This window comes from Stenotrophomonas sp. YJH_SMC_54, from assembly GCF_059368435.1.
In genome coordinates, this window is sequence record NZ_JCAFRS010000006.1 from 90,024 (window position 1) to 110,008 (window position 19,985).

Annotated in this window: 19 protein-coding genes; 9 read left to right on the top strand and 10 right to left on the bottom strand. The window is 67.2% G+C overall.

Annotation, left to right across the window (positions count from 1 at the left end):
• Positions 1–160 precede the first annotated feature (160 nt).
• From AC5P5S_RS09060 to AC5P5S_RS09070, 3 genes are read right to left on the bottom strand one after another with little or no spacing between them, the layout of a single operon-like run.
• On the bottom strand, positions 161–1,273 hold the full coding sequence (locus AC5P5S_RS09060) for an ABC transporter permease (RefSeq protein WP_062607551.1): 1,113 nt from the start codon (positions 1,271–1,273) through the stop codon (positions 161–163).
• Positions 1,270–2,193, bottom strand: coding sequence for an ABC transporter ATP-binding protein (locus AC5P5S_RS09065; RefSeq protein WP_062607549.1), 924 nt, complete (start codon positions 2,191–2,193; stop codon positions 1,270–1,272). The genes AC5P5S_RS09060 and AC5P5S_RS09065 overlap by 4 nt, the downstream gene beginning before the upstream one ends.
• A 20-nt stretch (positions 2,194–2,213) precedes the next feature.
• Positions 2,214–3,170 (bottom strand): HlyD family secretion protein, encoded by a 957-nt coding sequence (locus tag AC5P5S_RS09070; RefSeq protein WP_059033876.1) that lies wholly within the window; start codon positions 3,168–3,170, stop codon positions 2,214–2,216.
• Between the two features lie 481 nt (positions 3,171–3,651).
• On the opposite strand from AC5P5S_RS09070, the gene AC5P5S_RS09075 reads away from it, so the two are divergent.
• From AC5P5S_RS09075 to AC5P5S_RS09110, 8 genes are all read left to right on the top strand, one after another.
• Positions 3,652–4,638 carry a PhoH family protein gene (locus tag AC5P5S_RS09075; RefSeq protein ID WP_033834734.1) on the top strand — a complete coding sequence of 329 codons (987 nt, stop codon included), beginning with the start codon at positions 3,652–3,654 and terminating at the stop codon, positions 4,636–4,638.
• The gene (gene ybeY / locus AC5P5S_RS09080) at positions 4,635–5,120 is read left to right on the top strand and encodes an rRNA maturation RNase YbeY (protein ID WP_032966554.1); all 486 of its coding nucleotides are present in this window, start codon (positions 4,635–4,637) and stop codon (positions 5,118–5,120) included. Before AC5P5S_RS09075 ends, ybeY begins: the two co-directional genes overlap by 4 nt.
• 48 nt (positions 5,121–5,168) lie before the next feature.
• Complete coding sequence (locus AC5P5S_RS09085) at positions 5,169–5,777, top strand: hypothetical protein (RefSeq protein WP_005412797.1); 609 nt, start codon at positions 5,169–5,171, stop codon at positions 5,775–5,777.
• A gap of 74 nt (positions 5,778–5,851) precedes the next feature.
• Positions 5,852–6,460, top strand: a complete 609-nt coding sequence (locus AC5P5S_RS09090; protein ID WP_062607547.1) for a hypothetical protein — start codon at positions 5,852–5,854, stop codon at positions 6,458–6,460.
• A complete protein-coding gene (locus AC5P5S_RS09095) occupies positions 6,460–7,047 on the top strand; it encodes a hypothetical protein (protein WP_172711786.1) in 588 nt (195 codons plus the stop codon). The genes AC5P5S_RS09090 and AC5P5S_RS09095 overlap by 1 nt, the downstream gene beginning before the upstream one ends.
• A gap of 64 nt (positions 7,048–7,111) precedes the next feature.
• A complete protein-coding gene (locus AC5P5S_RS09100; RefSeq protein WP_005408827.1) occupies positions 7,112–7,993 on the top strand; it encodes a CorC family transporter in 882 nt (293 codons plus the stop codon).
• Entirely contained in the window at positions 7,990–9,240 is a 1,251-nt protein-coding gene (locus AC5P5S_RS09105) for a lipoprotein N-acyltransferase Lnb domain-containing protein (protein WP_033834730.1), read from the top strand. Before AC5P5S_RS09100 ends, AC5P5S_RS09105 begins: the two co-directional genes overlap by 4 nt.
• Before the next feature lie 6 nt (positions 9,241–9,246).
• Positions 9,247–10,275, top strand: a complete 1,029-nt coding sequence (locus AC5P5S_RS09110; RefSeq protein ID WP_049396223.1) for a magnesium and cobalt transport protein CorA — start codon at positions 9,247–9,249, stop codon at positions 10,273–10,275.
• Between the two features lie 181 nt (positions 10,276–10,456).
• On the opposite strand, the gene AC5P5S_RS09115 is transcribed toward AC5P5S_RS09110, so the two are convergent.
• The 4 genes from AC5P5S_RS09115 to AC5P5S_RS09130 form a co-directional block, all read right to left on the bottom strand.
• Positions 10,457–11,821, bottom strand: a complete 1,365-nt coding sequence (locus AC5P5S_RS09115; RefSeq protein ID WP_049417555.1) for an NAD-dependent succinate-semialdehyde dehydrogenase — start codon at positions 11,819–11,821, stop codon at positions 10,457–10,459.
• Between the two features lie 83 nt (positions 11,822–11,904).
• Entirely contained in the window at positions 11,905–12,747 is an 843-nt protein-coding gene (locus AC5P5S_RS09120; RefSeq protein WP_005408823.1) for an ABC transporter permease subunit, read from the bottom strand.
• On the bottom strand, positions 12,744–13,676 hold the full coding sequence (locus tag AC5P5S_RS09125) for an ABC transporter permease subunit (protein WP_005408822.1): 933 nt from the start codon (positions 13,674–13,676) through the stop codon (positions 12,744–12,746). The genes AC5P5S_RS09120 and AC5P5S_RS09125 overlap by 4 nt, the downstream gene beginning before the upstream one ends.
• Positions 13,673–14,809: an ABC transporter ATP-binding protein gene (locus AC5P5S_RS09130; protein ID WP_005408821.1), complete on the bottom strand. Its 1,137-nt coding sequence runs from the start codon at positions 14,807–14,809 to the stop codon at positions 13,673–13,675. Before AC5P5S_RS09130 ends, AC5P5S_RS09125 begins: the two co-directional genes overlap by 4 nt.
• A gap of 273 nt (positions 14,810–15,082) precedes the next feature.
• Between AC5P5S_RS09130 and AC5P5S_RS09135 the strand changes: the two genes are divergently transcribed.
• Complete coding sequence (locus tag AC5P5S_RS09135; protein ID WP_099595525.1) at positions 15,083–16,483, top strand: flavin-containing monooxygenase; 1,401 nt, start codon at positions 15,083–15,085, stop codon at positions 16,481–16,483.
• A gap of 38 nt (positions 16,484–16,521) precedes the next feature.
• Here the strand turns inward: AC5P5S_RS09135 and AC5P5S_RS09140 are convergent, their stop codons facing one another.
• The 3 genes from AC5P5S_RS09140 to AC5P5S_RS09150 form a co-directional block, all read right to left on the bottom strand.
• The gene (locus AC5P5S_RS09140) at positions 16,522–17,631 is read right to left on the bottom strand and encodes a polyamine ABC transporter substrate-binding protein (protein WP_005408819.1); all 1,110 of its coding nucleotides are present in this window, start codon (positions 17,629–17,631) and stop codon (positions 16,522–16,524) included.
• Between the two features lie 92 nt (positions 17,632–17,723).
• Positions 17,724–19,121 (bottom strand): glutamine synthetase family protein, encoded by a 1,398-nt coding sequence (locus AC5P5S_RS09145; protein ID WP_005408818.1) that lies wholly within the window; start codon positions 19,119–19,121, stop codon positions 17,724–17,726.
• The gene (locus AC5P5S_RS09150; RefSeq protein ID WP_231336789.1) at positions 19,118–19,879 is read right to left on the bottom strand and encodes a gamma-glutamyl-gamma-aminobutyrate hydrolase family protein; all 762 of its coding nucleotides are present in this window, start codon (positions 19,877–19,879) and stop codon (positions 19,118–19,120) included. Before AC5P5S_RS09150 ends, AC5P5S_RS09145 begins: the two co-directional genes overlap by 4 nt.
• Positions 19,880–19,985 lie beyond the last annotated feature (106 nt).

Consider the following 19,985-nt stretch of genomic DNA (forward strand, 5'->3'; position numbering starts at 1 on the left):
GGAGTTGATGCCGGCCAACGGTCGGCACCTGCCGAATTGATGCCGACCAACGGTCGGCACCCACCGAATTGATGCCGACCAACGGTCGGCACCCACCGAATTGATGCCGACCAACGGTCGGCACCTACCAGGGTGGATGCCGACCGTTGGTCGGCATGCCTCAATCCAAACGCTTGCGGAAACGCAGGATCGCCAGGGTCATCATCACCGCGATGAAGGCCAGCAGCGCCAGCGCGTCGTGCCACAGCTCCCACAGCGAGGCGCCGCGCAGCATGATGCCGCGCACGAGGCGCAGGAAGTGGGTCAGCGGCAGTACTTCGGCCAGCCATTGCACCGGCCGCGGCATGCCCGCGAACGGGAACATGAAGCCCGACAGCAGGATCGACGGCAGGAACAGGAACAGGGTCATCTGCATCGCCTGGAACTGCGAGCGCGCGCGCGTGGAAATCAGCAGCCCCAGTGCGAGGTTGGCCAGCACCAGCAGCACCGCGGCCAGGTAGATGTCCAGCAGCCTGCCGCGAATGGGCACCTGGAACAGCCAGGTGCCCAGCACCAGCACCAGCGTGGTCTGCAGCAGGCCGATGGCTGCATAGGGCAGCACCTTGCCCACCATCAGTTCGCTGCGCGACACCGGCGTGGCGATCAGCAGCTCCATGTTGCCGCGCTCGCGTTCACGCACCACCGCCACCGCCGTGAACATCACCAGGGTCATGGTCAGGATCACCCCGATCAGGCCTGGCACGATGTTCACCGCCGAACGCCGCTGCGGGTTGTAGAAGCTGGTCACGCTGATTGGACCCCCGGCGATGCTGCCTTCGCGCAGCGGCCGCGTGTTGCTGGTCGGTCGCGTCTCCAGCGGCACCTGCGCCAGCTGGATCGCCGCGCTCTGCACCACGGTGTCGCTGCCATCAACCAGCACCTGCACCGCCTCGCGTCCATCGAAGCGACGGCGCTCGAAGTCGGCCGGCACCACGATGCCGACACTGATCTCGCCACGCCGCAGCGCCTGCATCAACTGGTCGGGCATATAGGCTTCGCTGCGCGGCGTGATCACGCCGGTGGCGACCATGTCCTGCACCAGCGCGCGTGACGCCGCACTGTTGGCCTGGTCGGCGACACCTGCGTCGAGGTGGCGCAGGTTGAGATTGATCGCGTAGCCGAACAGCAGCAGCTGCATCACCGGAATGCCGACGATCATCGCCAGCGTGATGCGGTCGCGGCGCAGCTGGCGCAATTCCTTGAGCATGATCGCCCACAGCCGGCGCAGGTTCATGCCGCTGGCTCCCGGCCACGGCCGCGGGTGGCGGCGACGAAGACGTCTTCCAGGTTCGGCGCCACCGCCTCGATGCGGGCCTGCGGGTCGGCGTTGGCCAGCGCGCGCCGCAACGCTGGCGTATCGGCGGCCGCCTCGCTGCACAGCACGCGCAGCTGCGTGCCGATCTGTGCCACGCTCAGCACGCCGGGCAGCTCAGACAATGCGCGGCTGGCCTGCCGCGGCTGCGCCGACGTGACCTGCAGCGTGCGGCCGTCCAGCCGTGCACACAGTTCGGCCGGCGTGCCATCGGCGACCAGCGCGCCTCGATCGAGGATCGCCAGCCGGTGGCAGCGCTCGGCTTCGTCCATGTAGTGGGTCGATACCAGCACGGTGGTACCGGCGTCGGCAAGTTCAAACAGGGCCTCCCAGAAATCGCGGCGTGACTCCGGGTCAACCGCGCTGGTCGGCTCGTCCAGGAACAACAGCTCGGGCGCGTGCACGACGGCGCCGGCCAGCGCCAGGCGCTGCTTCTGGCCACCACTGAGGGTGCCGGCCAGCTGCGGCTGCCGGTCCAGGAGACGGTACTGCTGCAGCAGTTCGTCGACCCGCTGCCGGGCCTGCGTACGCGGCAGGTCCTGGATGGCGGCGAGGAATTCCAGGTTCTCGCGCACCGAAAGGTCTTCATACAACGAGAAGCGCTGGGTCATGTAGCCGATGCGCCGGCGCAGTGCCTCGGCCTGCTCCGGCACGGCCAGGCCGAGCACCTCGATCTGGCCGGCACTCGGTTCCAGCAGGCCGCACAGCATGCGGATGGTGGTCGACTTGCCCGACCCGTTCGGGCCCAGGAAGCCATAGACCTGGCCACGCGGCACGGTCAGGTCGACATTGTCCACGGCCAGCAGATCGCCGAAGCGGCGGGTCAGGCCCTGGGCATGCACCGCGATGTCGTTGCCGGTGTTCAGAAGCTCACCTGCACCGGCATTCCCGCCGGCAGCTTCTGCATGTCGGAGGGAGCGTCCACTTCGATCTCGGCGAGGTAGCTCAGGCGCGCGACGTCGTCACCGGTCAGTGCGTAGTACGGAGTAAATGAAGGCTCGCTGCGGATCGAGCGCACATGCCCCTTCAACGCAGCGCCTTGCCCTTCCAGATGCACCTGCGCGACCTGCCCGACCTTGACCTGCAACCGCAATGGCTGCGGCAGGTACACGCGCGCATAGGGGCGCTCGCCGACCAGCATCACCGCCAGCGGCGCGCCGACCGGCGCCTGGTCGCCCTGCCGGTAAGGCAAGGCATCGACCACGCCGTCGCGCGGCGCACGCAATTGCAGCTTCTGCAGGTTCACGGCCTGCACTGCCTGTTGCGCCTGCGCGGCATCGGCGGCGGCCTGGCCCTGGGCGATATCCTGCACACGGCTGCCGTGCACCCGCTCCAGCCAGGCCTGCTCGGCAGCACGCACGCTGGCCTCGGCATTGCCGGCGGCGGCACGTGCACGATCCAGCTCAGCGGCGGCAATCAAGCGCTGCTGTGCCAACGGCTGGACCCGCCGGTAATAGGCACTTGCTTCGGCAGCCTGGGCGCGCAGCGCGGCCAGTTGCGCCTGGGCCTGCGCGATCTGCTCCTGGCGTGGGCCGATCTTCAGTTCTTCCAGCTGCGCCTGCGCACGCGCTGTATCAGCCTGCGCTGCGGCGAACTGCGCGTCGCCGCGGGCCGGGTCGAGCTGCATCAGCACGGCGCCGGCCTTGACCTGCTGTCCCTCGCGCACCTCCACCGTGGCGATCACTTCGGCCGCCGGCGCCGGCACCGTGATCCGGTCCCACTCCAGCGTGCCCAGTGCAGTCGGTGTTGACTGCACACACCCGGCCAGCAGGCCGATGCCCGCCAGTCCGATTCCTCGCATCCCGTTGCCGATGCCCATGCCATCCCCTCCTGCGACGGCGACACGGTGCCATGTGCCCCGTGCACCCTCAATGATTCCGATCAGCCCTGGCGGTTTTTTCGCCACGCGCCGGCACGCCTTTTGCTGCAAGGCTCCGCACCACCTATCCACAGGTTGATTCGGCATCATTCCACAACCGTTGTGGAAATCCGCCAGCGCCCGGCTTTGTTGCTCACCCGGCAACGAAACCTGCACTGTCGTCACGATGAATGCCCCCGTGCAGGCCCCCGCGGCAGTGCTGCCGAAGCGACGAGCGACCATGACGTTTTTTTCACCAGGACCTCATGGGCCTTGTGGCACAAGCATTGCGAAGGTCTATCCACAGGTTTTCGCGCCCCCCGTCCACACCGGGTGTGGAAAACGCTGTATCGACCGTCTGCTGGCCGTGTGCCCCGCACGCGCGCTACCCTTGTCTCCCCTGAATACACTGCGGTGGAAGGCGTCCGCCCCACCCGAAGCAATGAAAAGCATCGAGCATCGAGACTTCACCCTGTCGCCGGAAGACAACGAACGGCTGGCCAACCTGTGTGGCCCGTTCGACGGGCACCTGCGGCAGATCGAACTGAAACTCGGCGTGGAAATCGCCAACCGTGGCTTCGTGTTCCGCATCAGCGGGCCGAACGAAGCCATCGTCGAGGCGCAGAAGCTGGTTGAAGCGCTGTACGCCGAAGCCGGCGAAACCACCTTCGACAACCACGCCATCCACCTGCGCCTGGCGCAGGCCAATGTCGAGCAGATCGCCGAACGCTCCTACGAAGCGCAGGAGGTGGCGATCAAGGTCAAGCGCGGCACGGTACGCGGGCGCGGTGCCAACCAGGCCCGCTACCTGCACCAGATCGCAACCCACGACATCAACTTCGGCATCGGGCCGGCCGGCACCGGCAAGACCTTCCTGGCCGTGGCCAGCGCGGTCGAAGCGCTGAACGAATCGCGGGTGCAGCGGCTGATCCTGGTCCGCCCCGCGGTGGAAGCCGGCGAGAAGCTGGGCTTCCTGCCCGGCGACCTGAGCCAGAAGGTCGATCCCTATCTGCGACCGCTGTACGACGCCCTGTACGAGATGATGGGCGTGGAAAAGGTGGTCAAGCTGCTGGAAAGGAACGTCATCGAGATCGCGCCGCTGGCCTATATGCGCGGCCGCACGCTCAACGATGCGTTCGTGATCCTGGACGAAGCACAGAACACCACCATCGAGCAGATGAAGATGTTCCTGACCCGCCTCGGCTACGGCTCCACCGCGGTGGTCACCGGTGACCTGACCCAGACCGACCTGCCCAAGCACGTGAAGTCGGGCCTGCGCGATGCCATCGATGTGCTGCGCGACGTGGAGGGTGTCAGCTTCACCTTCTTCGAATCCCGCGACGTGGTCCGCCACCCGCTGGTGGCGCGCATCGTCAGCGCCTACGACCGCCGCGACCTGCATCAGATCCAACCTGGAGCAACTCCATGACCCGTGGTCCCGTGCGACTGGACGTCGCCGTCAGTTACGCCCTGCCGCGTGCCGGCCTGCCGGCGGCAGTGAGCTTCCGCAGGTGGGTGGCTGCCGCGCTGAAGGGCCGCATCCGCGAGGCCGACCTGGCCATCCGCGTGGTCGACGCCAAGGAAGGCCAGTCGTTGAACCGCCACTACCGTGGCAAGGACTACGCCACCAACGTGCTCAGCTTCCCGGCCGAAGTGCCCGAAGGCCTGCCCAAGGGCGTCAAGTTCCCGCTGCTCGGCGATCTGGTGATCTGTGCACCGGTCGTAGCGCGGGAGGCCGACGAACAGGGCAAGGCGCTCAACGCCCACTACGCGCACCTGACCGTGCACGGCGTGCTGCACCTGCTCGGCTGGGACCACGAGGACGACAAGGAAGCCGAAGCGATGGAACAGCTGGAACGGGAGATCCTGGCCGAGCTGGGCATCGACGACCCCTACGCGGGCGAGCGCTGACACCGGGCCCTGTTCCGAGCCCACGCACTCACGGAAGAGGAGCGCAGCATGACCCTGCCCGCACTTGTGCTTGCCGCGCTACTGCAGTCCGGGGCAGGCCTGATGCCCGATCCTGACCGTCCCTCACCGTTCCCCGCCAGCGACAGCGAGGCCGACATCGCCGCAAAGATCGCCGAATTACGGGCGTTCTTCGGCAGCAGCGAGCGCGACACCCGCAACATCGTCGCCACTGCCCAGCAACGGGCACTGATCGAGCGCCTGGAAGCGCGGCACGCGGCACGTCTGGCCGGCATCTGGGTGGACAATGCGAGGGGCTGGAACGTTGTCGTGCGACTGACAGGCGCCGCACCCGAGGCCGATGAGACACATCCAGGGGCGGATGGCCCGCAACGTGTGCGCTACATCACCGGCGCCGCGATGACCGAAGCGGAGATGACGCGCCGCCTGCACGCACAGCAGGACTGGCTGCGGGCCCAGCTGCCCGACCTGTTCGGCCATGGCCTGGATGTCAAGACCGGGGAGCTGGAGGTGGAGCTGCGGGATACCCCAGCCAACCGCGCGACGGCGGCGGCCGTGCGTGACCACCTGCAGGCGCGACTGGGCTACCCGGTCAGGCTGCGCTGGTACCCAGCGGCCACGCGCTGGAGTCCGCCCTGACTGCGCCACGGCTGGAGTGCCAGCCATGCGCTGAGCTACTGTTCAACACCGGCCAGGACGCGGAAGGAAAAAGGATGAACCCAGGGAACAGCTTCACGACGTTTGCGATGGCCGCCGGCCTGCTCGCGGGCCTGCTGGTGCTGGGCGCTCACACCGTGCGCCGCATCAGCGCCCGCGCCCCCGGCGGCAGGCACTGGCTGCTGCGCAGCCTGGCCCTGCTGTCGCCCGTGTGCCTGCTGGCCGGGCTGGCGATCGGCATGTTCGGCCCGCACTTCACAGGTAGAGCGGAACCCGCCCACCTGCCGGGGCTGTGGGAAACGTCGATGGTGCTGATACTGGTCGGTGCCTTGACCTTGCCAGTGCTGTGGCGAACGCTGCTGCAGCAGCGGTTTGGCAGGCCGGTCAATGCACTGCCGTTCTTCCACGCCAGCCGCACCTCGCTGCTGGTGCTGTTCGTGCTGGCCGTGATGTACATGAAAGTGGCCAGGACAACCGCGGCGGAACTGATGCCCTGGCTGACCAGCCCGGGCCTGTGGCCGGCGGTGGTGCGCATCGCGGGGCAATCGATGCAGGTCGCCATGCTTGCGGTCGTGCTGACTCTCTCACTGATGGTCGTACGGCGGGCGATGACCGGTTTCCTGCGCCTTCTCAGCGGGCTGTTCCGGCGCTCGCCGGGGCTATGATGGCGGCCCCTCGCCTGCGGAAACCGACCGTGTCACTGCGCTGCTGTCTGCCCCTGCTCTGTGCCCTCGCCGCTCCCTCCGCCTTCGCCACCCGCCTGGACCTGCCGGCCCTGATCGAATGCCGCCAGGGCGTGGCCGAGCAGGCCGCGCTGGCGCCGCTGCTGGCCGATCCGCTGAAGGCCGTGGCCCAGGGCCTGCAGCCGCTGCCGCAGGGCAACCAGTTCATGAGCGAGTTCCGGCTGGCCAGCCCGATCACCGTCTTCGGCCAACAGACCGATCGGGTGGCGGTGGCCGGCGCCAGCGTCATGGCCGTCCTCGACCAGGCCGACCCACGCCCGCTGGCCAAACGGCTGGAATTGGAGACCGGCTACGACCAGGACGGCAAGTTCATGGCCGGCCGCGAGCTGGTCAGCCGCGACGTGACCGACCCGAAGACCGGCGAGGCCCAGATCGAGTCGATCATCCTCAGCGTCTCCACCGTGGCCTCCCACCCGGGCAAGACCCTGGCCGGCTGCACCTACAGCCTGGACCTGCCCGAAGAGGCGCCGGCCGCGGCCGCCCCAGCCCCGGCCACCGGCAGTCACTGACAGGCCATCACATCCTGCTAGACTTGGGTCAACGCCCGGCCTGCCGGGTGCCTTTTTTCCAGAGATGTCAGAAGACGACAGTAGTAGCTCCCCTGCGGAGCACAGTGAAAAGAAGCGCGGCTGGCTTGAACGCCTGACCTCCGCCTTCTCCGGCGAACCCCATACCCGCGACGAGCTGGTCGCTGTCCTGCACACCGCGCAGGAAGAGGGTCTGATCGCCGCCGATACCCTGAAGATGATGGAAGGGGCCATTTCGGTGGCCGAGCTGACCGTGGGCGACGTGATGATCTCGCGCTCGCAGATGGTCTCGCTGCCGGTTGAAGCGCCCTTCCTGGAACTGATGAAGCAGGTGGTCGAATCCGGCCATTCACGCTTCCCGGTGCACGGCGAGAACAAGGACGACATCCTTGGCATCCTGCTGGCCAAGGACCTGCTGCGCGGCGTGGTCGCCGACAACGGTCCGGCCAACGTGCGCGAGCTGCTGCGCCCGGCGGTCCTGATCCCGGAAGCGAAGAAGCTCAACGTGCTGCTGAAGGAGTTCCGCCTGTCGCGCAACCACATGGCCATCGTGGTGGACGAGTACGGCGGTGTCGCCGGCCTGGTCACCATCGAGGACGTGCTGGAACAGATCGTCGGCGAGATCGACGATGAGCATGACGAGGCCGAGGATCCCTCGGCGCAGATCGCGATCCAGTCCGACGGCCAGTACGTGGTCGACGCGCTGACCCCGATCGGCGACTTCAACGAGCGTTTCGGCGCGACGTTCTCCGACGAGGACTACGACACCATCGGTGGCCTGGTCACCGAGGCCGTGGGCCACCTGCCGGAAGTCGGTGACGAGCTGGCGCTGGACCGCTTCATGTTCCGCGTGGCCCGCGCCGATGCGCGCCGGGTACAGGCCTTCCACGTGACCGTGCTGCCGCCGGACGCGCAGGACGACGCTTGAAGCGCCGCGGCCTGATCCTCATGGTGTGGCTGGCACTCTACGTGCTGGCCATGGCCCTGCCGCTGGCCGCCTTCGCGCAGCCGGCGCCGGCCACACCTGCCGTGCCCGCGGCCAGCGCTGAAGCCCCTGCTCCGCGCATCGGCGTGGTGACCATGCAGCCGGGCACGGTGTTCTTCGAACGCTTCGGCCATGACGCCATCGTGGTGGTCGATCCGCTCAGCGGTGAAGCGACCTCGTACAACTTCGGCTACTTCGATCCGTCCGAGGACGATTTCATCAGCCGCTTCGCGCGCGGCGACATGATGTACTACCTGGTGGCGCTGCCGCTGCAGCAGGACCTGTCGTACTACGACGAGACCGGCCGTGGCGCCAGCGTGCAATGGCTGGACCTGCGCCCGGACCAGGCGCGCTCGCTGGCCGCCGGCCTGGCCGAGCGGGCCAAGCCGGAAAACGCGCGTTACCACTACGATTACTACACCGCCAACTGCGCCACGATGGTGCGCGACACGCTGGACAAGGCGCTCGGCGGCGGCCTGCAGTCGCAGCTGTCGGGGCGCTCGCGTGGCAACACCTATCGCAGTGAATCGGTCCGTCTGGCCTCGCCGGCACCATGGATGTGGCTGGGCTTCGATGTAGGCCTCGGACCGTTCGCCGACCAGCCGCTGTCGCGCTGGCAGGAAGCGTTCGTTCCGATGCGCCTGGCCGATGCCCTGCGCCAGGCACGCAACAGCGATGGCCGGCCGCTGGTGCAGTCCGAACAGGAACTGTTGCCGCACCGTATCGATCCGGAGCCGAAGGAGTTCGCACGCCGCTGGTGGCCGTGGCTGCTATGTGGCCTGGTGATCGCCGCTGGCGTGCTGGCGCTGCGCAACCGCCCGCGCCTGCTGGCCGGGCTGGCCCTGCCGTTCTGGCTGCTGTGCGCCCTGTTCGGTGGCGTGCTGGTGTTCCTGTGGGGCTTCAGCATCCACTACGCCGCATGGGCCAACCGCAACCTGCTGCTGCTTTCGCCACTGGCCGTGCTGCTGCTGCCGGGCGCGATCGCACTGCTGCGCCGGCGCGTGCCGGGACGCATGTTCAGGATCGTGCTGTGGCTGCTGGCGGTACAGGCGGTGGCCGCGCTGGTGCTGCACTGGCTGAGCCTGCAGGCGCAGTACAACGTGCAGTGGATCGTGCTGCTGCTGCCGGTGCACGTGGCACTGGCGTGGGTGCTGGCGCGTCGTCCTCACTTGTCCGAAACACGGCCCTGACGCACGATGGCGGGCATGTCATTGCCCGCCTCCGCTTCCGCTTCCGCCCCCGCTTCGGCCAACCCTACCTGCGTCATCAACTGCGTCCACTACGATGACGAGGGCAAGCGCCACGACATCAGCCTGGATGCCATCAGCGATGTCATTGCCAGCGGCAACGGCTTCGTCTGGGTCGGCCTGTACGACCCCAACGAAGACGTGCTGCTGAAACTGCAGGAAGAATTCTGCCTGCACGACCTGGCCATCGAGGATGCGCGCAATGCGCACCAACGGCCCAAGGTCGAGACCTATGGCAACTCGTTGTTCGTGGTGGTGACCACCGCCCAGATGGTCGACGAACGCATCCAGTATGGCGAAACCCATGCCTTCCTCGGCCCGCGCTTCCTGGTGACGGTCCGCCACGGCGCCTCGCTGTCCTACGCGCCGGTGCGCGCACGCGTCGAGCGCGAGCCGCAGCTGCTGAAGATGGGCCCGTCGTACTGCCTGTACGCGGTGACCGACTTCGTGGTCGACAACTACCTGCCGATCGTGCACCGCTTCCGCGACACCCTGGACCTGCTGGAAAAGGACATCTTCGCCGACACCTACAAGCGCAGCACGGTGGTGCGGCTGTACGAGCTCAAGCGCGAATTGAACAAGATGCGGATGGCGGTGGCGCCGTTGCAGGACGTGCTGGCGCAGCTGCGCCGCTACCAGGGCGAACTGATCCCCGACGAAGTGAAGCTGTACGTGCGTGACGTGCATGACCATGCGGTGCGCATCAGCGATGTGATCGACACCCTGCGCGAGATGCTGGGCACCGCGCTGAGCGTGAACCTTTCGCTGGTGACACTGGCGCAGGGCGAGACGGTCAAGCGGCTGGGCGCCTGGGCTGCCCTGCTCGCCGCGCCGACGCTGATCACCAGCTGGTACGGCATGAACTTCAGTCACATGCCGGAGCTGAGCGAACCCTGGTCGTACCCGCTGATGATCGTTGGCGTGGGCGGTGTGTGCGTCGGGCTGTACCGGTTGTTCAAGCGCGCGAAGTGGTTGTAGCGCGTATCGACCAACGGTCGATACCCACCATGCACGGGGGGGCGTCGATACCCTGCAATCCGGTAGGCCACGACCGTTGGTCGTGGCGCATGGCCCGCTTCTGGTAGTGCCGGCCGCTGGCCGGCAACCCGGCAATGCCGGCCGGCGGCCGGCGGCCAACGGCCGGCACTACCGTTCGGGATCAAGCCACGTAGACGGTCTTGATGTTCATGAACTCATGGATGCCATGGTCAGCCAGCTCCCGACCAAAGCCTGACTGCTTGCTGCCGCCGAACGGCAGCCGCGCGTCGCTCTTGACGATGGCGTTGACGAACGCCGCACCGCATTCCATGCGCTGCGCGAAGCGCTCGCCGCGTACCGGATCGCCGGTCCACACGCTGCCGCCCAAGCCGAAGCGGGTGTCGTTGGCCACGCGCAGTGCCTCGGCCTCATCCTTGACCCGGATCACTGCGGCCACCGGCCCGAACAGCTCCTCGTCATACGCCGGCATGCCCGGGCCGACCTGGTCGAGCACCGTGGCCGGATAGCCGGCATGGGTGCCGGCAATCGGCTCACCACCGATCAGCACCCGCGCGCCCTTGGACACGCTGGCCTGCACCTGCTTGTGCAGTTCGTCACGCAGGTCGGCGCGAGCCATCGGCGCCAGCGTGGTACCGCGCTCATCGGGATCGCCGTACTGGCGCTCGCCCGCCGCCTGTACAAAGCGACGGGTGAATTCATCGGCCACCGCCTCGACCACGATGAAGCGCTTGGCCGCGATGCAGGTCTGCCCGCTGTTGTCGAAGCGCGACTTCACTGCCGCGGCCACGGTCTTGTCGAGGTCGGCATCGTCGAGCACCACGAAGGCATCGCTGCCACCCAGCTCCATCACCGACTTCTTCAGCTGGCTGCCGGCATTGGAGGCGATCGAGCGCCCTGCCCGCTCGCTGCCGGTCAGCGTCACCGCCTTCACCCGTGCGTCGCGCAGCACGTCGGCGGCCTGGTCGTTGTCGATGTGCAGCACGTCGAACACGCCATCAGGCAGGCCGCCGTCACGGCACACCGCCAGGATCAGGTCGGCGCACTGCGGCACGTTGCTGGCGTGCTTGAGCAGGGCGACGTTGCCAGCCATGAACGCCGGGGCGAGGAAACGGAACACCTGCCAGATCGGGAAATTCCACGGCATCACCGCGAACACGCAGCCGATCGGCTCGTAGCGCACGTAGCTGCGCTGGGCTTCGGTATCGATCAGCTGCGGCTTGAGATAGTCGGCCGCGTGATCGGCATAGTACTCGCAGGCGGCAGCGCACTTGTCGACCTCGGCCAGCGCCTCGGCCTTGAGCTTGCCCATCTCGTGGGTCATCGCCTGCTGCAGGTCGTCGCGCCGCGTACGCAGCTGCGCGGCGATCTGGCGAAGGATGGCGCCGCGGTCCTGCAGCGAGCGATCTGCCCAGCCCGGAAATGCATCGGCAGCGGCCTGCAGGCGCTGCTCGATGTCGGCTGCGCCCATCAGTTCATGGCGGTAGGTCACCTGTCCGGTGGCCGGGTCGACGATCTCGACGGTCATGGGGGATCTCCATCTGGAAGACCCCCATTGTGCGCCGCCGGCTGTGAGCCGGGTGTTGCCGGCGTTGTCGGCAGACCGTGTGCTCAGCCGTTGTCCTGCCGCGCCAGCTGCAGGTCGCGCTGGCGCCGCTTCTCGGCGCGGGCGTTGATGTACCAGCCGATCACCGCGGCGATCGACACCGCCGACACCAGCAGCGTGGCCAACGCGTTGATCTTCGGGCTGATGCCCATGCGCACCGAGGCGAACACCTTCATCGGCAGCGTGGTCGAGCCCGGCGTGGCGACAAAGCTGGCCACCACCACGTCATCCAGCGACAGGGTGAAAGCCAGCAGCCAGCCCGCCACCAGCGCCGGCGCGATGATCGGCAGGGTGATACGGCCGAACACGGTCAGCCGGCTCGCACCCAGGTCCATCGCCGCTTCTTCCAGCGACAGATCCATCTCCTGCAGCCGCGAGGACACCACCACGGTGACGAAGCACAGGGTGAAGGTGACGTGGGCGATCCAGATGGTGGCCAGGCCGCGTGCCGGGAAGCCGGGAATCGCGCCCATCGAGGCCAGCAGCGCCATCAGCGAGAAGCCCAGGATCACATCCGGCATCACCAGCGGCGCGGTGACCAGCGCGCCGAACAGCGGCTTGCCGCGGAAGCGCTTGAAGCGGGTCATGACCATCGCTGCCAGCGTGCCCAGCACGGTGGCCGTGCAGGCAGTCCAGAACGCCACCACCAGGCTGGTCCACATCGCATCCATCAGCGCGCGGTCGGCGAACAGGTCGCTGTAGGCACGGGTGGAGAACCCGGCCCAGACCATCGCCAGCCGCGAGCTGTTGAACGAATAGAACATCAACAGCAGGATCGGCAGGTACAGGAAGGCGAAGCCGAGCAGCAGCACGCCCAGCCCCAGGCCCTTTGCGCTACGCGGGCTCATGCCTGCTTCCCTTCCAGCAGGCGCTGCTGGGAACGGTTGAACAGCAGGATCGGCACCAGCAGCAACAGGATCATCGCCACCGCCATCGCCGAGGCGCCCGGCCAGTTGCGGTTGTTGAAGAACTCGTTCCACAGCTGGCGGCCCACCATCAGCGTCTCCGAGCCACCCAACATTTCCGGGATCACGAATTCACCGATCGCCGGAATCATCACCAGCATGCAGCCGGCGATGATGCCCGCTTTGGACAACGGCAGGGTGATGCGCAGGAACGCCTGCCACGGCTTGGCACCGAGGTCGTAGGCCGCCTCCAGCAGGCGGTGGTCATGTTTGACCAGATTGGCGTACAGCGGCAGCACCATGAACGGCAGATAGCAGTAGACGATGCCGATGTAGGCGGCGGTCGGGGTGTCGATCAGCTGCAGTTTCGGCAGGCCCATCGACGTCATCAGCGTCTGCAGGCCGGTGAACTGCAGGAACTGGTCGAGCAGGCCGTTGCGGTCCAGGATCGCCTTCCATGCATACACGCGGATCAGGAATGAGGTCCACGACGGCAGCACCACCAGCATCATCGCCACGTTGCGAGCGGCGGGCGACAGGCGCGCGATGGCATAGGCCATCGGATAGCCGATCAGCAGCGTCAGGAAGGTCGAGATCGCCGCGATCCTGATCGAGCTCAGGAAGGCCTGGGCATAGATCGAATCGCGGAACAGCGCCAGGTAGTTTTCCAGGTTCAGCTTCAGCGAGAAACCGCCGTCGGCGTACTGCAACAGCCAGGTGTACGGCGGCGAGCCGACCCGGCTGAGCGAGAAGCTGATCATCAGCACGATCAGGAACGGCACTGCGAAGAACAGCAGCAGCCACAGGTACGGAATGCCGATCACCGTGGCACGCAGCCCCGGCAGCCAGCGCTTCAGGCCGGCGGTGCTCATGAGGTGAGCACCACGCCGTCGTTGTCGCGCCAGTGCACCCACACCTCGTCGCCCCAGGTGAGGCCATCACTGGCCCAGCGCTGCGAATTGGCGAAGTTGGCCAGTACCTTGGCGCCGCTGGGCAGGCGCACGTGGTAGACCGAATGGCTGCCGAAGTAGGCGATGTCCTCGATCACGCCCTGGGCCTTGTTGGTGTGCCCTTCCGGTTCGTCCTTGCCGATCATCACCTTCTCCGGGCGCAGCGCGAACGCGACCGGCTGCCCTTCATAACCGGTGATGCCATGGGCGATGTAGATCGGCGCCGGGAACAGCGGCGAGCGTACGGTCACGTACTCCGGCAGGTCCTCGTCGATCACCCCGTCGAACAGGTTGACCGAACCGATGAACTCGGCGACGAAGCGGTTGGCCGGCTGCTCGTAGACCTCGTCCGGCTTGCCGACCTGCTGGATCCAGCCGGCATCCATCACCGCGATGCGGGTGGCCATGGTCATCGCTTCTTCCTGGTCGTGGGTGACCATCACGCAGGTCACGCCCGACGATTCGATGATGCTGACCAGTTCCAGCTGCATCTGCGAGCGCAGCTTCTTGTCCAGCGCGCCCATCGGCTCGTCCAGCAGCAGCAGCTTCGGCCCCTTGGCCAGCGACCGCGCCAGCGCCACGCGCTGCTGCTGGCCGCCGGACAGCTGGTGTGGCTTGCGCTTGCCCAGGTGGCCCATCTGCACCAGGTCGAGCATCTCGCCCACGCGCTTGCCGATCGCATCCTTGCCCAGGCCATCCTGCTTCAGGCCGAAGGCAATGTTCTGCTCGACCGTCATGTGCGGGAACAGCGCATAGGACTGGAACATCATGTTGACCGGCCGCTGGTACGGCGGCAGCGCGTCCAGGCGCTGGCCATCGAGGGTGATGCTGCCCTTGGTGGGCGTCTCGAAGCCGCCCAGGCAGCGCAGCAGGGTCGATTTGCCACTGCCGGAGCCACCGAGCAGGGCAAAGATCTCGCCCTTGCGCACGTCCAGGTTGACGTCGTCGACGGCGACGAAACCGTCGAATTCCTTGCGCAGGTCACGAATGGAGAGATAGCCGGGCGCACCGGTCGTGTCGACGACGGTGGCTACCGGCTGGGCTTCAACGGGCATGGGGGCTCCGGGAGCGGGCGGTGGACAGCGGCCGCCATTCTAACGGCCGGGGGGCCCAGGGGATATGACGGCGGCAGGCGGAAGCGGCCGCTGGCCGGCTCCGGGGGCCCCAGGAGTGTCGGTTTTCCCCCGCCATGGTGGCCTGCCCGCGCAGAGGCCCGGGCTCCCCGGGACGACCCTGCGGTCGTCCCGGCCAGACACCACAGGCGACGCCTCGATCTGCAACGTTTTTCAGAACCGGATCTGTTGAAGGCCCGGGGCATTCCCCGCGCAATGGCCCTGATCAAGGCCTTGCATGGACCCACCCTGGTGACTTCCCCGGACAGCCCCTCCCCTTTCCCGCCCCGCCTGCCGGGCTCCCTGCCTGCAAGGCTGCCGCTGGTCATCATCGGCGCCGGCCAGGCCGGGCTGTCGCTCAGCGCGCTCCTGCAGGAAGCCGGCGTCGAGCATCGCGTGCTGGAGGCCGAAACCGTAGGCGCCAGCTGGCAGCGGCGCTGGGAGTCGTTCCAGACCAACACCGCCAACGCGACGATGGCCCTGCATGGTCATGCCTATGCCGGCGATGACCCGGATGGCTTCATGGGCGCCCCGGAGGTGATCCGGCACCTCCGCGACTATGCCCACGAGCGTTCCCTGCCGATCAACGAGGGATGCGGGGTGCATCGGGTTGGGCCTGGGCCCGGTGGCTACGCCATCCACAGCAGCCAGGGGCTGATCCATGCCCGCTCGGTGGTGGTCGCCACCGGTGAATACCGCCGCGCACGGATGCCCCGGGTCCCGTTCGCGCCCGCGCCAGGCCTGACCGTGCTGCACTCGGGCGACTACCGCAGTGCCCGTCAGCTACCCGATGGCGCCGTGCTGGTCATCGGGGGTGGGCAGTCCGGCGCGCAGATCGCCCAGGACCTGCGCGACAGCGGTCGCAGCGTGCACTGGTCACTGGCCCAGCGGCATTCGCATACCCGCCGGCTGCGCGGCAAGGACTCGATGACCTGGTGGGACATGGCCGGGCGCATCCATCAACATGTGAGTGAAGCGGCGGGCGTACTTGCCGGGGAACCGGATGCACTGCGCAAGGCCCGCACCGCGGAGTTCCCGCTTATTTCCGGCAAGGGAAACGGTGGCCTGGGCAGCTCGATCAGCCTGCTGGCGATGCACCGCGCGGGCATCAGGCTGCTGGGCCGGTTGCAGGGCTTCGATGGAAACGTCGCCCGCTTCGCCGATGTGCGCCCGCAGCTGCGTACCGCGATCGAGGCCACGCAGGCCGAGTACGCCTATCTTGATTCGCTGGCCAGCGCGTACTACGCCACGCGTCCCGAGCCACGCACCGACGATGCCCGCCACATTCCGGAGGAGGTCTATCTGCACTGGGAGCCGGACGCCGCCCCGCGTGAACTGGATCTGCAGGCGGAAGGCATCCGCTCGGTGGTGCTGGCCACCGGCTTCGTCGCCGAATGGCCCTGGCTCGACGTACCGGGCGCGCTGGATGCACATGGCTACCCGCTCGGCGACTTCGGTGTTTCACCGCAACCGGGGCTGTTCTTCATCGGCATGCACAACCTGCAGCGGATGAGTTCATCGTTCCTGTGCAACGGCGGTCGCGATGCACGCGACCTGCTGCCTGCCATCCTGCGGCACCTGGGCCGAAGCGGGAGTACCGGCATCGACCCAGGGTAAGGCAGCCGCCGGGCATGACCCGGCGGCACCAGGCCGGCTCAACGGCCGGTCTTCACCTCGGTCCACAGCCGGGTGTAGAGCTTGTCGGTCTCCGGCGTGTTGATCGAATACGTGAACATCTTCGCGGCCACGTCGGCCGGCGGGTAGATGGTCGGGTCGGTACGGATCGCCTCATCCACCAGCGGGGTCGCGGTCGGCACCGGGTTGGCGTAGTGGATGAAGTTGGTGTTGGCCGCGGCAACCTTCGGCTGCAGCAGGTAATTGATGAAGGCGTAAGCGGCCTCCGGATGCTTGGCGTCCTTCGGGATCGCCAGCATGTCGAACCACTGCGGGGCGCCTTCCTTCGGGATCGAATAGGCCACGTGCACGCCATTGCTGGCTTCCTCGGCGCGGTCGCGGGCCTGGATGATGTCACCCGACCAGCCGACCACCAGGCAGGTGCCGCCATTGGCCAGCGAACCCACGTACTGCGAGGAGTGGAAATTCTGCACGTACGGTCGGATCGACTTCAGCAGGTCGGCCGCCTTCTGCAGCTCGGCCGGGTCACCGCTGTGCGGGTCCAGGCCCAGGTAATGCAGCGCGATCGGGATCATGTCGGCCGGCGTGTCCAGGATGGTCACGCCGCAGTCCTTCATCTTGCTGATGTTCTCCGGCTTGAACACCAGGTCCCAGCTGTTGGCGATGTCGGTGCTGCCACCGAAACGCTGCTTCAGCATCTCCACGTTGTAGCCGATGCCGGTGGTGCCGATCATGTACGGCACGCCGTACTGGTTGCCCGGGTCCTGGGTGGCGATGCGCTTCATCACCGCCGGATCGAGATTGGCCAGGTTCGGGATCTTGCTCTTGTCCAGCGGCAGGAACACACCGGCCTGGATCTGGCGACCGAAGAAGTTCAGGGTCGGCACCACCACGTCGTAGCCGCTGTTGCCGGCCAGCAGCTTGGTCTCGACCATCTCATCGCTGTCGAACACATCGTAGGTCACCTTGATGCCGCTCTCCTTCTCGAAGGTCGGGATGGTGTCCTCGGCGATGTAATCGCTGTAGTTGTAGACGTTCAGGACCTGGCTGTCCTGCGCGCCGCCATTGCCACCGCCACAGGCGGCGAGCATGGCGGAGGCCAGGCCGAGCGTGAGGATACGCAGCTTCATCGGGTGCTCCAGAATGCGGGAAAGGGGGGCCGGCGGGGCCGGCGACGGGTGCCAGCCTACCCCCCGGCGGCGGATTTTTCTATTCCGGATGCTCAGACGTTCAGCAGCAGGAACTCGCGCTCCCACGAGCTGATGACACGGAAAAAGGTCTCGTATTCCTTGCGCTTCACCGAGATGTAGGCCCGGCAGAAGCGCTCGCCCAGCAGGGCCTGCAGTTCGCTGCACTGCTCCAGCCCATCCAGCGCTTCGCCCAGCGAGCGCGGCAGGTTGTAGCCCAGTTCCTTGGCGCTGCCGGTCACCGGCGCATCCGGTGCCAACCGCTCGCGGATGCCCAGCAGGCCGCAGGCCAGGGTCGCCGCCATCGCCAGGTAGGGGTTGGCGTCGGAACCGGCGAAACGACTCTCCACGCGCATGTTTTCCGGCGTGTCCAGCGGCACGCGCAGGCCACAGGTGCGGTTGTCGAAGCCCCAGTGCACGTTGCTCGGCGAGACTTCGCCGAACACCAGCCGGCGGTAGGAATTCACGTTCGGCGCGAAGAACGCCATCGCCTGCGGCGCGTACTTCTGCAGGCCGCCCAGATAGTGGCCGAACACCGGGCTGAACTCGCCTTCGGCATCGGTATCGCCAGCGAACACATTGCTGCCGTCGCTCACCCGCACCAGGCTCTGGTGGATGTGCATGGCACTGCCCGGCTCGTTCTCCATCGGCTTGGCCAGGAAGGTGGCATACACGCCGTGGCGCATCGCCGCCTCGCGCATGGTGCGCTTGAACAGGAACACCTGGTCGGCCAGGTCCATCGCATCGGCATGGGTGAAGTTGACCTCCAGCTGCGCCGCACCGGATTCGTGGATCAGCGTGTCCACATCCAGCTTCATCGCATCGGCGTAGTCGTACATCAGGTCGAGGATCGGGTCGAATTCGTTGACCGCATCGATCGAGTACGACTGCCGCGCGGTTTCCGGGCGCCCGGAGCGGCCGGCCGGTGGCAGCAGCGGGAAGTCCGGGTCGGTGTTCTTCTGCACCAGGAAGAACTCAAGCTCCGGCGCCACCACCGGGCGCAGGCCCAGCTCGGCGTAGGCCGCCAGCACGCGGCGCAGTACGTTGCGTGGCGCCAGCTCGTGCGGCTCACCGTTCTTGGTGTAACAGTCGTGGATGACCTGCGCGGTGGCGTCGGCCGCCCACGGCACCATGCGCACCGTGTCCGGATCGGGACGCAGCATCATGTCCGAGTCCGACGGCGAGGTCAGCTCGTAGTAGTCATCAGGGAACTCGCCGGTGACGGTGGTGGCGAAAATGCCTTCGGGCAGCCGCGTACCGTAATCATGCGAGAACTTGTCGGCGGGAATGATCTTGCCGCGCGCGTTGCCGGTGATGTCCGGGACCAGGCATTCGACCTCGGTGATGCGCCGCTCCTTCAGCCAGCGCAGCAGGCTGCTTTCCTGCGGTGCGGGGGGCGTAGCCGTCTTGCGCGGGCGCGTTCGGGAACTCATCGGGAATCCAGTCGGTTCTGTTGGTGCTGCCGGCAAGCTTGGCCGAACGCACGGAAAATAGCGTGATAGAACGGCGAGTCCATGACACGCCACTCCGGGTGCCACTGTACGCCGAGCACGAAACGATGGTGTGGGCTGCGCGCTGCCTCGACCAGTCCATCATCGGCCCTGGCCTCGACCTGCAGCCCGTGTGCCAGTCGGTCGATGCCCTGCCTGTGAACCGAATTGACCTGTGCGCGGTCACCGCCTTGCCACTGCGCCAGCCAGCCATCCGCCGCCAGGGCGACCGCATGGGCCGGCCCGTACTGCACATCAACCGGCGCCTTCGGGTCTTCACGATGATCCGAAAGACCGGGCGCCGCGTGCACCTGCGGATGCAACGTGCCACCCAGCGCAACGTTCAGCTCCTGCAGGCCGCGGCAGATCGCCAGCACCGGCAGGTCCAGCGCCAGCGCCTCGTGCAGCAGCGCGAACGCGTTGGCGTCACGGGCCGGGTCATGCGGATTGCCCGGCCAGCTGCGACCGCCGTCGTAATGCTGCGGTTCGATGTTGCTGACCGCACCGGTCAACAGCAGGCCATCGAGCCCCTGCAGCCAGTCGCCGGCCGGCAGCGGCGGCTGCACGCTCGGCAACAGTACCGGGGTCACCTCGGCGGCCTCGACCAGCGCGCGCACGTACTTCTCGCCGGCCACCGCGAAACGGTGATGGCCGAGCACGGTGCTGTCGGTGGGCAGGCCCACCCAGGGCAGGCGGCGCATGGGAAAACTCCTTGGCGTGCCGACACGTTACCCGCCGTCCGGCGAAGGCGGCAAGTCGTCGCCGTCACACCATGGCTGTCACGCATCGGCGAAACTACTCGGGTGA

Excerpts from the sequence above, each read along its gene's own strand:
- AC5P5S_RS09090 (WP_062607547.1), top strand. The coding sequence starts at position 5,852 with ATGAACCCAGGGAACAGCTTCACGACGTTTGCGATGGCCGCCGGCCTG.
- AC5P5S_RS09145 (WP_005408818.1), bottom strand. The coding sequence starts at position 19,121 with ATGAGTTCCCGAACGCGCCCGCGCAAGACGGCTACGCCCCCCGCACCG.
- ybeY (WP_032966554.1), top strand. The coding sequence starts at position 4,635 with ATGACCCGTGGTCCCGTGCGACTGGACGTCGCCGTCAGTTACGCCCTG.
- AC5P5S_RS09060 (WP_062607551.1), bottom strand. The coding sequence starts at position 1,273 with ATGAACCTGCGCCGGCTGTGGGCGATCATGCTCAAGGAATTGCGCCAG.
- AC5P5S_RS09130 (WP_005408821.1), bottom strand. The coding sequence starts at position 14,809 with ATGCCCGTTGAAGCCCAGCCGGTAGCCACCGTCGTCGACACGACCGGT.
- AC5P5S_RS09095 (WP_172711786.1), top strand. The coding sequence starts at position 6,460 with ATGGCGGCCCCTCGCCTGCGGAAACCGACCGTGTCACTGCGCTGCTGT.
- AC5P5S_RS09140 (WP_005408819.1), bottom strand. The coding sequence starts at position 17,631 with ATGAAGCTGCGTATCCTCACGCTCGGCCTGGCCTCCGCCATGCTCGCC.
- AC5P5S_RS09110 (WP_049396223.1), top strand. The coding sequence starts at position 9,247 with ATGGCGGGCATGTCATTGCCCGCCTCCGCTTCCGCTTCCGCCCCCGCT.
- AC5P5S_RS09070 (WP_059033876.1), bottom strand. The coding sequence starts at position 3,170 with ATGGGCATCGGCAACGGGATGCGAGGAATCGGACTGGCGGGCATCGGC.
- AC5P5S_RS09085 (WP_005412797.1), top strand. The coding sequence starts at position 5,169 with ATGACCCTGCCCGCACTTGTGCTTGCCGCGCTACTGCAGTCCGGGGCA.
- AC5P5S_RS09135 (WP_099595525.1), top strand. The coding sequence starts at position 15,083 with ATGGCCCTGATCAAGGCCTTGCATGGACCCACCCTGGTGACTTCCCCG.
- AC5P5S_RS09100 (WP_005408827.1), top strand. The coding sequence starts at position 7,112 with ATGTCAGAAGACGACAGTAGTAGCTCCCCTGCGGAGCACAGTGAAAAG.
- AC5P5S_RS09115 (WP_049417555.1), bottom strand. The coding sequence starts at position 11,821 with ATGACCGTCGAGATCGTCGACCCGGCCACCGGACAGGTGACCTACCGC.
- AC5P5S_RS09075 (WP_033834734.1), top strand. The coding sequence starts at position 3,652 with ATGAAAAGCATCGAGCATCGAGACTTCACCCTGTCGCCGGAAGACAAC.
- AC5P5S_RS09125 (WP_005408822.1), bottom strand. The coding sequence starts at position 13,676 with ATGAGCACCGCCGGCCTGAAGCGCTGGCTGCCGGGGCTGCGTGCCACG.
- AC5P5S_RS09150 (WP_231336789.1), bottom strand. The coding sequence starts at position 19,879 with ATGCGCCGCCTGCCCTGGGTGGGCCTGCCCACCGACAGCACCGTGCTC.
- AC5P5S_RS09120 (WP_005408823.1), bottom strand. The coding sequence starts at position 12,747 with ATGAGCCCGCGTAGCGCAAAGGGCCTGGGGCTGGGCGTGCTGCTGCTC.